At 72.8% G+C, this 14,168-nt stretch carries 17 protein-coding genes; 10 read left to right on the top strand and 7 right to left on the bottom strand.

Annotated elements, in window-relative coordinates; genetic code table 11:
• Positions 1-26: 26 nt before the first annotated feature.
• Complete coding sequence (locus B0I33_RS25200; protein WP_106181354.1) at positions 27-1,061, top strand: iron-siderophore ABC transporter substrate-binding protein; 1,035 nt, start codon at positions 27-29, stop codon at positions 1,059-1,061.
• 46 nt (positions 1,062-1,107) lie between these two features.
• Here the strand turns inward: B0I33_RS25200 and B0I33_RS25195 are convergent, their stop codons facing one another.
• The 4 genes from B0I33_RS25195 to B0I33_RS25180 form a co-directional block, all read right to left on the bottom strand.
• Positions 1,108-2,466 (bottom strand): alpha/beta hydrolase domain-containing protein, encoded by a 1,359-nt coding sequence (locus B0I33_RS25195; protein WP_219927262.1) that lies wholly within the window; start codon positions 2,464-2,466, stop codon positions 1,108-1,110.
• A 100-nt stretch (positions 2,467-2,566) separates the two neighbouring features.
• Positions 2,567-3,118, bottom strand: coding sequence for a QsdR family transcriptional regulator (locus B0I33_RS25190; RefSeq protein ID WP_106181353.1), 552 nt, complete (start codon positions 3,116-3,118; stop codon positions 2,567-2,569).
• Between the two features lie 68 nt (positions 3,119-3,186).
• Positions 3,187-4,422, bottom strand: a complete 1,236-nt coding sequence (locus tag B0I33_RS25185; protein ID WP_146147559.1) for a CU044_5270 family protein — start codon at positions 4,420-4,422, stop codon at positions 3,187-3,189.
• Positions 4,415-4,984 carry an RNA polymerase sigma factor gene (locus tag B0I33_RS25180; protein ID WP_245901044.1) on the bottom strand — a complete coding sequence of 190 codons (570 nt, stop codon included), beginning with the start codon at positions 4,982-4,984 and terminating at the stop codon, positions 4,415-4,417. Before B0I33_RS25180 ends, B0I33_RS25185 begins: the two co-directional genes overlap by 8 nt.
• A 192-nt stretch (positions 4,985-5,176) precedes the next feature.
• Between B0I33_RS25180 and B0I33_RS25175 the strand changes: the two genes are divergently transcribed.
• From B0I33_RS25175 to B0I33_RS25165, 3 genes are all read left to right on the top strand, one after another.
• Positions 5,177-6,013, top strand: a complete 837-nt coding sequence (locus B0I33_RS25175; protein WP_146147558.1) for a serine hydrolase — start codon at positions 5,177-5,179, stop codon at positions 6,011-6,013.
• A gap of 29 nt (positions 6,014-6,042) precedes the next feature.
• Positions 6,043-6,381, top strand: a complete 339-nt coding sequence (locus B0I33_RS25170; protein WP_106181350.1) for a DUF4383 domain-containing protein — start codon at positions 6,043-6,045, stop codon at positions 6,379-6,381.
• A gap of 76 nt (positions 6,382-6,457) precedes the next feature.
• Positions 6,458-6,952: a hypothetical protein gene (locus tag B0I33_RS25165; protein WP_106181349.1), complete on the top strand. Its 495-nt coding sequence runs from the start codon at positions 6,458-6,460 to the stop codon at positions 6,950-6,952.
• A gap of 8 nt (positions 6,953-6,960) precedes the next feature.
• On the opposite strand, the gene B0I33_RS25160 is transcribed toward B0I33_RS25165, so the two are convergent.
• On the bottom strand, positions 6,961-7,356 hold the full coding sequence (locus tag B0I33_RS25160; protein ID WP_106181348.1) for a DUF6292 family protein: 396 nt from the start codon (positions 7,354-7,356) through the stop codon (positions 6,961-6,963).
• Positions 7,357-7,451: 95 nt separating this feature from the next.
• Between B0I33_RS25160 and B0I33_RS25155 the strand changes: the two genes are divergently transcribed.
• From B0I33_RS25155 to B0I33_RS25140, 4 genes are all read left to right on the top strand, one after another.
• Positions 7,452-7,847 (top strand): hypothetical protein, encoded by a 396-nt coding sequence (locus B0I33_RS25155; protein WP_106181347.1) that lies wholly within the window; start codon positions 7,452-7,454, stop codon positions 7,845-7,847.
• A gap of 174 nt (positions 7,848-8,021) precedes the next feature.
• Complete coding sequence (locus tag B0I33_RS25150; protein ID WP_106181346.1) at positions 8,022-9,185, top strand: globin domain-containing protein; 1,164 nt, start codon at positions 8,022-8,024, stop codon at positions 9,183-9,185.
• The gene (locus tag B0I33_RS25145) at positions 9,182-9,820 is read left to right on the top strand and encodes a DivIVA domain-containing protein (RefSeq protein WP_106181345.1); all 639 of its coding nucleotides are present in this window, start codon (positions 9,182-9,184) and stop codon (positions 9,818-9,820) included. Before B0I33_RS25150 ends, B0I33_RS25145 begins: the two co-directional genes overlap by 4 nt.
• A complete protein-coding gene (locus tag B0I33_RS25140) occupies positions 9,817-10,200 on the top strand; it encodes a group I truncated hemoglobin (RefSeq protein ID WP_106181344.1) in 384 nt (127 codons plus the stop codon). Before B0I33_RS25145 ends, B0I33_RS25140 begins: the two co-directional genes overlap by 4 nt.
• 59 nt (positions 10,201-10,259) lie before the next feature.
• Here the strand turns inward: B0I33_RS25140 and B0I33_RS25135 are convergent, their stop codons facing one another.
• Positions 10,260-11,534 carry an AMP-binding protein gene (locus tag B0I33_RS25135; RefSeq protein WP_181193446.1) on the bottom strand — a complete coding sequence of 425 codons (1,275 nt, stop codon included), beginning with the start codon at positions 11,532-11,534 and terminating at the stop codon, positions 10,260-10,262.
• A gap of 488 nt (positions 11,535-12,022) precedes the next feature.
• On the opposite strand from B0I33_RS25135, the gene B0I33_RS25130 reads away from it, so the two are divergent.
• On the top strand, positions 12,023-12,322 hold the full coding sequence (locus B0I33_RS25130; RefSeq protein ID WP_146147557.1) for a hypothetical protein: 300 nt from the start codon (positions 12,023-12,025) through the stop codon (positions 12,320-12,322).
• Here B0I33_RS25130 and B0I33_RS25125 read toward each other — a convergent pair.
• Entirely contained in the window at positions 12,305-12,589 is a 285-nt protein-coding gene (locus B0I33_RS25125) for a twin-arginine translocase TatA/TatE family subunit (protein WP_425440519.1), read from the bottom strand. The two genes, B0I33_RS25130 and B0I33_RS25125, sit on opposite strands and share 18 nt — an antisense overlap.
• 146 nt (positions 12,590-12,735) lie before the next feature.
• On the opposite strand from B0I33_RS25125, the gene B0I33_RS25120 reads away from it, so the two are divergent.
• Positions 12,736-14,124 (top strand): ABC1 kinase family protein, encoded by a 1,389-nt coding sequence (locus B0I33_RS25120; protein ID WP_219927261.1) that lies wholly within the window; start codon positions 12,736-12,738, stop codon positions 14,122-14,124.
• The last annotated feature ends 44 nt before the right edge of the window (positions 14,125-14,168 follow it).

The following is a 14,168-nucleotide window of genomic DNA, read 5'->3' as shown; positions in this document are numbered from 1 at the left end:
CCCTGCGGTTAGGTAAGCCTAGCCTCATGCATACGACCATGTCGCGCCGCCGCGCGCTCGCGGCCGGCGCCGTCTCCGTCGCCCTGCTCGTGTCGGCCTGCGCCGGAGACGGGTCCGCACCGGAGGACTCGCCGGGAGCGGGCGACGCGAGCGGCGCCTTCCCCGTGACGATCCAGCACCGCTACGGTGCCACGACGATCGAGAGCGAGCCGAAGCGAGTCGTCACGGTCGGCCTCACCGAGCAGGACGCACTGCTCGCCCTCGGCATCGTCCCGGTCGCCACCACCCGCTGGCTCGGTGACGACCCCGGTGCCGTCGGCGCGTGGGCGCGGGACGAACTGGGCGAGGCCCAGCCGCCCGAGGTGCTGGACGACACCGGCGGGGTGCAGTTCGAGAAGGTGGCCGCCCAGCGGCCCGACCTCATCGTCGGGATCTACTCCTCCCTCACCAAGGAGGACTACGAGAAGCTGTCCCAGATCGCGCCGACGATCGCGCCACCGGAGGGGTACCCCGACTTCGGCGTCCCCTGGCAGGAGGTGACGAAGACGGTCGGCAAGGCCGTCGGCAGGGCCGGCGAGGCGGACCGGCTGGTCGGCGACGTCGAGCGGCGGCTCGCCGAGGCGCGCCGCGCGCACCCGGAGTTCGCGGGTGCGACGGCGCTCGTGGCCACGGTGTTCGACGGCTACTGGGTGTACGGCAGCGACGACCCGCGCACGCGAACCCTGACCGCGCTGGGCTTCCGCCTGCCGGAGGAGGTCGACAAGGCGATCGGCGACCAGTTCGGCGCCAACATCAGCCGGGAACGCGTCGACCTGCTGGACACCGACGCGATCGTGTGGCTGCTCGCTGACGGCGACGCCAAGCTCCGCGAAGACGCCGCCTACCAGAACCTCCGCGTGGTCGAGGAGGGCAGGCAGGTCTTCATCGACGACGGCTCCGACTACGGCAAGGCCGTCTCATTCGTGTCGGTGCTGAGCCTGCCCTACGTACTGGACCGGCTGGTGCCGCAACTGGCCGCCGCCGTGGACGGCGACCCCGGCACCGAGGTCGGCGCTCCGTGACCACCGGTGGCGGCGACTGCGGGCGCGGCAGCCGCCGCCACCGGCGTCACCGGCCGACGTCGCTCGCCAGGGCCTCCCGCCAGTTGCCGCGCGCGTCCGCGGGCAGCAGGAAACCGCTCCGCACGTTGCCGTGGTCGGCGGCCCGCACGGAACCGAGGTAGCGCCCGCGCGCCGGGTACAACCGGTCCAGCGTCTCCTCGTCGAAGGGTTCGTGGGAGCCGAACAGGAAGCAGAACGACTCCCCGCCGTTGTCCCCGGTGTTGAGCGCCGTCGGGACGGCGACCTGGGAGAGCCGGATGCCGCCGCGCGCGAGGCCGAGGGAGTCCCTGCGCTTCGTCACGCCGTCGGCCTCGAACTCCAGCGGTTCCGCGACCGGCGGCGGCGTCCCGTGCTCCACCCAGCGGACGAGATGGTGGTAGGCGGCCGCGGTGACGTGGTGCATCGGGACCCGGCTGAACGGCGGCCGGTCGCACTCGTAGCTCGGTGCGCCCCCAAGGTCCCGCTCCGCGATCGGCGCACGGTAGACCTGGCCGCGGTGGCCGGAGTGCGCGGTTCCCGCGACCTCCCAGCGGCGGAACCGGTCGGTGTCGGGCGGCCGCCGCGCCGACCGCACGTCGGTTTCGGACAGCACCTGGAACACCGGTTCGGGGCCCCGCCTGCTCGGGGCACTGCCCACGACGAAGGCGTAGCCGTCGAAGACCGGCCGCACCTGGGGCAGGACGCGGTCGTAGTAGACCGTCATCCTGGCGGCCGACTGCGATGCGCCGATGGCGAGGACGGTCCGCGCGCGCAGACCGCCGAGCGGCGAGTGCCGTCCCGGCTTCCGCACGGCCTCGGCCGCCTGCGCGAAGATGTCGTACGACAGCTCGTCGGCGGTGAAGGCCCCGCCGCCGGTCACGTCGAGCCGACCGTAGCGGGCAGGGCTCCAGCCGCGGAGGTGGTCGACGCCGACCCGCTGCGCGGAGACGCCGATCCACGCGTGGCCCGCCCTGGTGATCGCGTCGGCCTCCCACAGCGCGTCGAGGTCGTAGCCCGCGGTCACGTTCTGCCATTCGACGAGAACCGTTCCGGTGAACCGCCGCGGGCTCTCCGGGCGGCGCACGACGAGCCGCGTCGTGTACGGCACGTCGGCGGCGACCCTGCTGCCGTCGAGGCTCCACCCGTCGGCGGCCCCGGAGAGGTAGAACTCCTCCTCGACGTAGCCCCGCGCGGCGAGGTCGTCCGGGGTCGAGAAGAACGGGTAGGTGTCGGCGAGGCCGGGCGCGCGCGGGTCGCCGGGAACGCTGCCCGGAATCGGCCCCACGACCTCGGGTAGGGAACCGCCCGCGACGGCGGGTGGCGGAACGGCGGAGACAAGGCCCGCGGCGAGGACCGCCGTCGCGAGCCGGCGCCATCGTCTGCGCATCGTCGTGCTCCTCGGTGGGATCGCTGGGAGAGCCACACTAAGCGGATGCTCACCCGGCGAACCACCGTGCGCGGGAAACCTGAGACGGCTGTCGCAGGCGTCAGCTCCGCCCGGTCAGCAGCGCTCGCGCGGCACGCTCGGCGTGCGTGAACGCCACTTCGGTCCCACCCAGCAGGTCGGCGTACAGGAACGACTCGACGATGCGAACGTAGAGGTAGGCCAGCTGCTCCGGGTCCGAGGGCGCCCACGACTCCGTCCGGTTCTCCAGCAGGATGTCGCGCTGCGCCAGCACGGCACGCCGGTGCACGCCGCCGGAAGGGTGGAACAACACGCGGGCGGCGGTCCCCGGCTCCGCCCGCAGGAACGCGCGGAACGGTTCGGCGTCCCGCAGCAGCACCGCGAAACGGCGGGTGACCTCGAGCACGCCGTCCACACCGGTGCGCCGCCGCTCGCGCCGGGCCCGCGCGAGCAGGTCGTCGCCGAGCAGCCACAGCACGTCACCGAGCACGGCGTCCCTGGCGCGCACCACCCGGTACAGCGTCGCCCGGCTGATGGCGAGGCTCGCCGCGAGCGCGTCCATGTCGATCGTGCCGCGGCGCACGAAGTACCGGCACCCGCCCCGCACCACCTGCTCCCTGGTGACGACCCGCATCCGCGACCTCCGCGCCGACGGCCTGAGCGGTCATTCTGCGGCGGCGGACCGGCCTCCGGCGAGGAGGCCTACCCGGATGGCCGCTCCACGGAGACCGTGACCGACGGCGCCGCCTCGGTCGGCCCCGATCGCGTGGTCTCCGTGACGGACCGGGGTGGTGCCGACGCGGTGCCGGTCACCTCACCGGCGCCCGTGACGACGGTCGTGCTGACCACCCGCAGCTCCAGCAGGGTGCCCGGGCTGAGCCAGGGCTGCTCGGGCCGGGGCCCGGCCGTCACGCGGGAGGCGAGGAACTCACCCGTGCCCGGGTCGACGATCACCTCCCGCACCCGCCGGTCGCCCTCGGTGCCGACCGCGACACCGGTCCGCTCGCCCGCGTGCGCCGCCCGCTCGGTCACGTGCACCCCGGGCAGCTCGGCGAGCACCCGGAACAGCGCCGCCCGCAGGTCGGCGGGCACCAGGCCGTCGGCGAGCAGCAACACCGCGGCGTCCCACACGTCCCCGGCGGGCTCGACCCGCTCCGGCGACGGCACGAACAACTCCCGGGCGGCGGCTTCCGCCAGGTACGTGCGCAGCTCGCCCGGTTCGCGCGGAACGGCGTCGTAGAGCGGGCCGGGGTCCCGCACCGGCTCGCCCGCGCCCTTGACGCCGTCACACGACACCGCGAGGAGGCCGCGGTCACACAGGTGCCACCGCTCGTCGCGGGAGCGGGCCTTCTCCTGCTCGGCGAGGGGGAACTCGGGCACCGTGCCGCCCAGCCACCGCGGGGTGCCCAGCGGTACGGTGCGCACCCGCCACACGTCCCCCGTGTTCGCCGGCACCCGCGTCTCCTGCCTGCTCTCCCGCAGGTAGGAGTACCCGCCGCCGTCCTCGAAACGGATGTGCACGGCGGCCGCCGCGTGCTCGGTCACTCTCCGGTACGCGCCCTCGGGCACGACCGGGTCACCGCTGTGCAGCGCCGCGCCCGCGGCCCGCTCGAGCACGTCCCGCGCAGACGGTGCGGGCTGCACCGCGGCCTGCTCCGGTGCGGAATCCGGCGGCGACCACCACGATCCCGCACCGGGGACGAGGACCGCGAGCACCAGCACCGCGGCCGCCGCCGCGACGGCGGGCAGCCAGCGCCGGGACGCGGGCACGCGACGCGGCAACCGGACGACCTCACCGTCGGCCTCCGCTCTGGCGGCGGCCAGCACCCGCTCGCGCACGTCCGCCAGCTCGGCGTGCTCGCTCCGCCGGTCCCGGTGCAGCAGCTCCAGTGCCTCGTCGAGCCGGTCGTCGTGCCGGCTGCCGGGCTCCTCACGCATCGCCATCCTCCCCGTGCCGCTCCAGCACCGTGTTCCGCAGCCTGCGGCGCACCCGGTGCAGCCGGGAGCGCACCGTGCTCGGCGGCACCCCGAGCGCCTCGGCCACCTCCGAGGGCTCCAGTTCCGCCCACGACGTGAGCAGCAGGACGTCCCGATCGATCTTGTTCAGCCGGGCCAGCGCGGCGGCGAGGTCCCGGACGTGCCGGTGGGCGTCCATGCGCTCGGCGATCCGGGTCTCGTGGTCCTCGACGTGCTCAGCCGTGCTGCCCCCGTGCGCGCGGGCGGTCGCCCGGAAACCCCGCACCTCGTGCCGGACGTGGTTGCGCAGCAGGTTGGTCGCGATCCCGTACAGCCATCCGCGCACCGGTGCGCGCTCCGGGTCGTACGACGCCCGCTTGCGCAGGGCGAGCAGGAAGGTCTCGGCGACCAGGTCGTCCGCCACGTCGGCACCGACGCGCCCGGCCAGGTACGCCCGCAGCGGTCGCGCGTGCGCGTCGAACAGCCTGGCGAACTCGACCTGCGGGTCACCGGACGCGAGGTCGGGCCGATCCCCGTCGGCCACCTCCCCACGTCCTTCCTCCACGCCCGTCCGGAACCCGGCTATTCCACTCACACCCGCCTGTTGTCCGCTCGCGGCGCGCGCGTCCCGGGATCGGTGCCGTGGCGAGATCCATTCCACACCCCGCGGGTCATTCTGCAGCGCACGGCGGCCGAGGGGCCAACGGCCGGTATGCGCAACCCGAGCATCCCCCTGTTGACGGCGCTCGCGGTGGTCGCCGCCGTCGCGCTGGCCATCGGCCTCGCCGGGCTGGTCACCGCGCCCCCGCCGGCTCCGGCCGACGCGCGGACCACCCCTGCTCCGGCGACCACCCCGCGCGACCGGCCACTCGCGCCGGAACCCCTGCCGGGCCGGTTCGACCCGCCGCCCGCCCTGTCCGGCCGGTTGGGTGTGGCCGTCCTCGACCGCAGCGAGGGCCGCCTCGTCCTCGCCCACCGCCCGGACGCCGAGTTCACCTCCGCGTCGCTGGTGAAGCTGCTCATCGCGCTGGAGGCGCTCGAACGGGGCGAGCCCGGGCGACGGGTGGTGACGATGCTGGCGCGCAGCGACGACCCGATCGCCAGCGCGCTGTGGACCGAGTACGGCGGTACCGGGATCGTGACCCGGTGGGCGCAACGGCTCGCGCTCACGGCGACCCGGCCCGCGGAGGACCCCGGGCGGTGGGGCGACACCGTCGTCACCCCGGACGACGTGGTGCGCGTCTACGAGTACGTGCTGGAGGAGGCGCCGGACCGGACCCGCGAGGTGATCCTCGCCGGGCTGCGGTCGGCGACGACGTACGGCGCGGACGGCTTCGACCAGTCCTTCGGCATCCCGGACGCCGCCGCGGCGGCCGGGATCCCCCGCGCGGTCAAGCAGGGCTGGTCGTGCTGCCGCTTCGGGCGGGTCCTGCACACGACCGGTTTGCTCGGTGCGGACGCCCGGTTCGTCGTCGTGGTGCTCACCGCGAACCCGGAAACCGAGTCGTGGACCGGCGCCGCCCGACGGCTCACGACGCTCACCGCACGGATCCTGCGCCGCACCGGGGTGTAGCCCGCGCGCCGCGCGGCTATCCGGAGTACGTGTTCAGCCGGACCCAGGCACTCACTCTGGTGGTGGGCGCGGCGAATCTCGCGCTGGGAGTCATGCAGGTGCTGCCCGTGACCGCCGCCCAGCACTGCGTGCAGGCAGTCGTCGGGATGTTCGGGATCATGCTCGCGCGCAGGCACCACACGGCACGCCTGTACGGCATGATCCTGCTGTTCGGCTTCGGCGGCCTGTTCGCGTGGCAGCTGGGCCGGACCGGGGACGTCGGCGGCTGGCTGCCGTTGCGGATGACGCTGTCGGGCATGGTGATCGTGCTGGTGCCGCGCGCGGAGCAGAGGTTCGCGGCACTCCGCGACCACCGCGACGACGGCTGACCGCGACCGAGCCGGGCGTCACCGAACCCGCGTGAGTTCGCACGTTTGCCGGACGTCCACCGGGTATCCCCCGGTCATGCTGACATCGATTCTGCGCGGCGCCGCGGCGGGTGCCGCGGGCACCACCGCGCTCAACACGACCACGTACCTGGACATGGCTCTGCGGGCGCGTCCCTCCAGCAGCACCCCGGAGCAGACGGTGGAGGAGTTCACCAAACGCACCGGTGTCTCGGTGCCCGGCGACGAGAACAGCCGGGGCAACCGGGTCTCCGGCCTGGGCGCGCTCATGGGAATCCTGACCGGCACCGCGATCGGGGCCGCCTACGGTGCGGCACGCGGACTCGGCTGGCGGCCCTCGACGCTCACCGGCGGGACGGTGACCGGCCTCGCCGCGATGGTGGGCACCGCGGCCCCGATGACCGCGCTCGGCATCACGGACCCGCGGAAGTGGGGCGCCGAGGCGTGGTTGAGCGACGCGATCCCGCACCTCGCCTACGGCGCCGTCACGGCGGCCACCTTCGCGGCGACGGAACGGCCCCGCCGGGACTTCCGGCTCCGCATCCGGCGCTGAGCGCCGCCCTACCCCGCGCTGCCGAACCGGGTCAGCCGCTCGCCCAGCTCGTCGAGTGTGCCGGCGCAGCGCAGGCCGGGCGGGTCCGGCCTCCCGGGGTAGCGGTCGGCCATGAAGTCGTCCACGAACCGGGCCACGAGCCCCGGCGAAGGCAGGAGGTCCTCGCCGAGGTAGGTGAGCACGATGATGTCCTCCCCGCAGCCGGACTCCACGCCGATCGCCCACCCGTTCTCCTCGTCCCACAGCAGGGCGAGGTCGCGGTCCGGATAACGCGGCACCCGCTGTTCCAATGCGAAGTACACGGTCGCCCGGTCGTCCACGTCGACGCAGAAGGCGGGTGGCATCCGCAGCTCCTCCGCGACCAGCTCCACATACCGTCTCAGTCCCCGCGCGGTCGCGGTCATCTCATCGCTGTACACAGTTCGTTCCCTCTCCCGAGTGGCCGCGGCTGATTGCCCCACGGGGGCCTCCTTCAAACGCGAGAGGCCGGTCCAGCACCATGAACGTCCGCCAGAACTTCGCTTTCCAGAGCCGTTTCCAGTTGCCGCTCGCCCTGCTCGGGGTTCGCGAGGACACCGCGTTCGCCGAGATCGGCGAGGCCGGACTGCGCGTGCGATTCGGTCCGTGGGCGATCTCCACCCCGGCCCGCAACCTCGCCGGCGCCGAGGTGACGGGCCCGTACTCGGCGATCAAGGCCATCGGCGTGCGGCTGTCGCTGCGCGATCGCGGGCTCACGTTCGGCACGAGCACCGCGCGCGGCGTGTGCGTCCGCTTCCGGGAACCCGTGCGCGGCAGCGAGCCACTCGGGTTGCTGCGGCACCCCGGGCTCACCCTGACCCTGGAGCGCCCCGACGAGTTCGCACAGCACGTCCAATCGACGATCGCAAGGCCTTGATTGCAAGATGCAGGAGCAATATGCTCCCGCTTGCTCGGGGACCGTCACGAAGGGCGTGCGTGTGATCGCGTGCTGTCAGGGAAGGAAGTCGATGAGCTCGAGCGGTAGCCGGAGGTCCCCCGCCACCCACGACACAGCGCGCCGGTCGCGGTCCGGCCGGATCCCGCGCTGACCGTGGACATCCCGAGACTTCGCGCCAGCTGGAACGCGGTCGCCTCCTACGGCGGCCAGGTACCGCTGTTCTTCTACTCCACGCTGTTCCTGCTCCATCCCCGTACCCGGGAGATGTTCCCCGCGGCCATGGCGGGGCAGCGGGACAAACTCTTCACGGCGCTGGGGCACATCGTGGCCCACGTCGACGACCTGGAGAACGCGGTGCCGTTCCTGCAGCAACTGGGCAGGGACCACCGGAAGTTCTCCGTCGCGCCGGAGCACTACCCCGCCGTCGGGCAGGCGCTGCTCGCCACGTTGCAGCACTTCCTCGGTGACGGGTGGACGCGGGAACTGGCGGCGGACTGGACCGAGGCCTACGGCCTGGTGTCACAGGTGATGAACGAGGCGGCCGAGAGCGCGGCCACCTCCTCACCGCCGTGGTGGGACGCCGAGGTGGTCGCGCACGAACGGCGCAGCCTCGACGTCGCCGTGCTGACGGTGCGCACCGCGACGCCGATGCCGTACGTGCCTGGGCAGAGCATCGCGGTGGAGACCCAGCTGCGGCCCCGGCTCTGGCGGTACTACTCGCCGGCCAACGCACCGCGCCCGGACGGCCGGATCGAGTTGCACGTGCGGCTCGTCGACGGCGGGCCGGTCAGCTCGGCGCTCGTGCAGGCCGTGCAGGTCGGCGAGGTGCTGCGGCTCGGCGCTCCGGTCGGGCACAGCCTGACCCTCGACCACAAACAGGACGTGGTGTTCCTCGCGGGCGGCACCGGGTTCGCGCCGTTCAAGGCACTGCTGGAGCAGATCGCCGAGGAAGGGCTCCAGCGCAGGGTCCAGCTTTTCGTCGGGGCCCGCACGGCTCGCGAGTTCTACGACGCCGAGGCCATCCGCGGCTTCGAGCGCACGTTGCCCGGGTTGCGGGTGGTGCCGGTGGCCTCCGACGACCCCGGGTTCCGCGGCGAGCGGGGCAGGCTCGTCGACGTGGCACTGCGGTACGGGCCGTGGCCGGAGGAGGAGGTCTACGTGTGCGGCTCGCCGGAGATGGTCTCCGGCACGTGCGACGCGCTGCGCGCCACGGGCATCGGCCCGGAGCGCGTCCATCGCGAGGAGTTCACCAGCTACGCGGGCACGGCACCGGAACTCACCGGCTCAGGCACAGCGGACGAGGACCATCGAGGATGACTTTGCAGGCCAATGACCATCGCCAGCCCGGATTCCGGCGCGTCCTCACGCCCGACCGGATCCGCAACATCACCTTCAAGAAGTCGCCACTGGGCCGCCGTGGGGTCGATCCCGACGAGGTCGAGCTGTTCCAGCGCAGGCTCGCGGAGGAGATCGCCGCCGGCGAGGCGGAGAACGCCCGCCTGCGCGCCGAGATCGACCGGTTGCGCAACTGGTATCGCGACCACGGCGAGAACGTGGACGCGGTCCCCGCCCAGCAGCTCGACGTGCAGGCGGTGAACCTGCTCTCCGAGGCCCAGTTGCAGGCCGAGGCCTACATCGCGCAGGCGGAGGCGCACTGCCGCCGCGTCACGGTGGACGCACGCAGGCAGGCCGACGCGATCCTCCACGACGCGCAACAGCGGGCGGAGGACGCCGCCCAGGAGGCCGCGCACGCCTACCGCGCCCGTGCGGGCGACGGCTACGCCGCCGAACTGGAGGAGATGGAACGCAGGCTGGCGTGGCTGCGGGCGTTCAGCCACGCCGTGCAGGTCCAGCTCCAGGCCACGTCGTCGGCGTTCGCGCAGGAGATCGACAAGCTCGCGCGGCTACCCGAGAAGCTCAGGAAGTCCGGCACGGATGTGGAGGAATCATGACCACGGTGTACGAGGAGATCGGTGGCCAGGATGCGCTCGTCGCGGTCGTCGACGACTTCTACCGGCGGGTGCTCGCCGACCCGGCGCTGGCGTCGTTCTTCGCCGGTACGAACATGTCCCAGCTCAAGGGCAGGCAGGTGGAGTTCTTCGCCGCCGCGCTCGGCGGGCCCGACCACTACGGCGGCAGGCCGATGCGGGAGGTGCACCGCGGCCGCGGCATCCAGCGGGAGCACTTCGACCTGGTGGCGGGGCATCTGACCGAGTCGCTGCTCGCCGCGGGCGTGCCGGGGCCGACCACGGACACGATCATCGCGACGATCGCCCCGCTCGCCGACGACATCGTCACCCAGGAGGCCACGGACCCGGCCGCCACCCGGTGACGGCCCCGGCTCGGCGCTGAAGGCACCCGGCCCGGAACACCAGGGGTGGCAGGGCGGCGCTAACCGCGTTGCTCGCCCACGACCCGCTCGGCGGGCTCGGTCACGAACAGTTCGCCGTTCCACAGGAAGCCGCGGTCGCCGGTGCGGAACCACCCGTTGCGCACCGACCTCAGCGTGCTGCGCAGGTCGCGGTGGTATCCGGACATCACGGCGCCCCCGCTGATCTCGATGTCGCCAACGACGTGGGCTGGCGCGGGCGCACCGTCCGGCCCCACCGTCCGGACCCGCATGCCCACCACCGGATGGCCGGAGGAGAGGATCCGCGCCGTGCCCTCACCCTTCTCCTCGTGGACGTGGCGGACCTTCCCGCGCTCGCGCAGTGCCGTCTCGTCGACGGCGGCCACGGTCGGGTCGGTGTCCGGCTGCTTGCACGTGACCGCGAAGGCGGCCTCGGCGACGTGGTACAGCGGCGTCGCCGTGGCCGCACGGACACCGTAGGAGGCGAACGCGGCACAGAACCGCGTCAGTTCCGGCGGTGTCAGCCCGCCACCCACGAGCGCGACGCGCCAGCGCGCGAGATCCAGCCTGCCGGTGGCGCCGGCCTCGGCCGCCTCCCGGAGCCGGGCGTACCCGGCGGCTCTGCCCAGCGTCACCGTCGCGCGTGACTCGCCGACGTACCGCAGCACGCCCTCCGCCGCCGCGCCGCATGCGCGCGGCGGGAACACGTGCACGCGTCCGCCGACGAAGACCTGGCTCAGCAACCCGAACAGGCCGAGCGGGTCGTGCAACGGCAACCACTGCACGAGCACGTCCTCCAGGCCGATCCCGGCCGACCACCGCACAGCGCGGATACCCGCGACGACCTGGCCGTGAGTCAGCGCGATCCCGGCGCGTCCCTCGACCGCGCCGGGAGGGAAGTACACGAGCGCCGGTTGCGTGTGGAAGACCTGGGGCAGCGGCTCCCGCTCGGCGGTGCGGCCCGGCCCGACCAACCGGATGGTGGGACACAGCTCGGCCAGCCGCTCGCCGACACCGGCGAGTCCCTTGTCCGTCACGACCGTCTTGGCCCCGGCGGTGTCGAGCGCGTCCACGATCGCCCGCAGCCCCGCCTGGTAGTGCTGGGCGCCTGGCGTGAACGGCAGGATCAGCGCGGCACAGCCTGCCCGCAGCACACCGAAGAGGTCGACGAGGAACTCCGGCCGGTGTGAGGCCAGCACGCCGACGACCTCTCCGGGCGGCAGGTCCTGCGCCCGGAGGAACGAGGCACGGCGCGCGGACGCGTCCTCCAGGTCGATCAGCCTGAGCGACCGCGACAGCTCGGGAAAGTACACCATCCCGAATGGACTGTGCTGCGAACTCTCGACCAGTCCTTCGACGACGTCCGCGGCCGCGCTGGCGGACGGGAGGTGCACGCTCTGCGTCGCGCCCGGAATCCGTTGAATGGCAAACCCCTTCGATTCGGCGACTGCCGTTCCGCCGTCACATCGGTGATTCTTCCGGCGGTCACGGTACATCGGAGATGTCACCGTGCGCGACAATTCGTGCCGCGGTTTCCGGAATTGTCACCGCCTCGTGTGTCACCTGCCGCGCCCGGCGGAGACCCGCGGATAGGTTCCTGCCGGGAAACCGATGTGGCACGCGGCAGGAGGAGTGGTCCGGATTGGTCAGAGTGCTCTGGGAAACCGGCGGTGCGCTCCCGTTCTCACCCCCCGAGGCGGTGCTTCAGTTCACGCCGCCGGATCCGCTGGACCAAACCCGCTTCGCGGAGGGGTCCAACGGGCGTGCCGGCCGCTGCTCGTACTGCCTGGAGCAGGCAACGACGATGACCAGCACCGGAGACCGGCGTCGGCTCGCCTTCTGTCCGGCACACGACCGTCAGCACCGGTGGATCAGGCACCCGGGGCAGGAGGTGTGGTGGTATCTCCCTCCGCCGCTGCGCAACGAACCAGGCCGCTGCTGGTGGGCGCTGCACCGGGAACCGCACGGCTTCGTCGGCGGCCTTCCCGGTTGGTACCTGCACGAACACGGCGGGACCCGGGTGGTCGACACGTACTCCACGACCTTGTACCGGGCCAGGGCCATCGCCGAGGCCGTGCTCGGCACGTTACTCGCCGCGGGCTGACGAGGCTCCGGGCGACTCGGGTGCCTTCTCCGGCGTGCCGTCCCGCCGCCATTGCGCCGCCAGCGTGTCCGCATCGGCCACCGGCTCGGCGGCGAGCCGTTCCGGCGGCGCGGGAGCACTGCCTCGGTCGGCCAGTTCCGCCTTGAACACCTTCAACGAGCGGCCGATCCCCCGCGCGGCGTCCGGCAATCGCCTGGCTCCGAACAGGACGATCACCACCAGCAGCAGGATCAGCAGGTGCGAGGGAGCGAATCCGCTCATTCCCATGGAGGCGACCGTAAGACCGGCCCGACACATCGGCAACAACGTCCCACGATTGTCCATCGATCGGTTGAAGGAACGGGTGTGCGTGCGGGACCGCGGCGGTTCGCTCATTAGTGTTCACGTCGTACGCCGGCGAAAGGAACCAGTCGATGTCCCGATCCGGTCTCGCACACGGCCAGCGCGGGGTACCGGTCACGGATCCGGAGGGCGGGATGCGCATTCCCCCGGTCCGTCCGGTCACCGTGGCCCGCAGGCTGGCGGCGATCCTCGGCACGCTCGCGGTGCGCGGCGCGGTGCTGCCGTGGTACTTCCTCGGGGGTGCGGTGCGGAAACGTACCGGCACGGGGGCGAGGCAACGGTGGCTCACCGAGACGATCACGGAACTCGGTCCCGCGTTCGTCAAGGTGGCCCAGTTGCTCAGCACTCGCCCCGACCTGGTGCCGCCGCGGATCTGTGCCTCACTCGGCGAGCTGTACGACGATGTCCGGCCCATTCCGCCGGACCAGCTCGTACCGCTGCTGGAGCCGCTGCTCGGCTCAGCCCTCGCGGGCATCGTCGCGCGGGACGGTGGCGCGGCCGCCGCCTCGGGCAGCATCGCGTGCGTCTACACGGCACAGCTGCCGGACGGCTCCCGGGTGGCGATCAAGGTGCGCAGGCCGGGTATCGAACAGGTGCTGGCGACCGACCTCACGATCCTCCGGCGCGGGGCCAGGGCGCTCGGCAGGCTGCCCTGGCTGCGCGCGGTGCCGGTCACCGAGATCGTCGACCAGCTCACCGAGTCGGTCTTCCGCCAGCTGGACCTGGCCGCCGAGTGCGAGCACCTGGACGAGCTGTACCGCAACATGGCCCGGTTCCCCCGGGTGCGCGTTCCCCGGCCGTACCGCGAACTGTCCGGTTCGGACGTCGTCGTCATGGAGTTCGTGGAGGATCTGCGTCGGTTGCGACCCTCGGACATCGACCGCGAGGCCGGGGAGCAGGCCGTCGTCGAGGCGCTGCGCGGCGTCTACCAGATGCTGTTCCAGGACGGGCTGGTCCACTGCGATCTCCATCCAGGCAACCTGTACCTGCGCCGCGACGGCTCGGTGGCGATCGTGGACGCGGGGTTCACCGTCCGGTTGACCCCGCAGGCCCAGGACAAGTTCGCCGGGTTCTTCCTGCACATGGCGAAGGGGAACGGAGCGCGCTGCGCGGACATCGTGCTCTCCACCGCGACGCCGGGCCCGGAAACCGACGTCGAGGGTTTCCGGCGTGCGCTGAGCGCGCTCGTCGAGGCGCACTCCGGGGTCAGTGCGGCCGAGTTCGACCTCGTCGGTTTCGCCACGCGGCTGTTCGACATCCAGCGGCGCTTCGGCCTCTACGCCGACCCGCAGTTCGTGTTCCCGATCCTGTCGCTGCTGGTGCTGGAGGGGACGATCCGGGACTTCGCCCCGGACGTCGACTTCCAGCACGAGGCGATGCCGTTCCTGGTGCACGGCACCATGGAACGCGCCGTGCGCGCCTGGCAGGCCAGCCTGTCCGAGGCGGACCGGCTCGGCTGAGCCGCCCCGCCCCGCCGCCTGGCACACGGAAAGCGGCGCCGGCC

This window comes from Prauserella shujinwangii (genome assembly GCF_003001955.1).
In the GTDB taxonomy this organism is placed as follows: domain Bacteria; phylum Actinomycetota; class Actinomycetes; order Mycobacteriales; family Pseudonocardiaceae; genus Qaidamihabitans; species Qaidamihabitans shujinwangii.
The sequence above is the reverse complement of the archived record's forward strand: the minus strand, read 5'-3'. Positions and strand labels throughout refer to the sequence as shown.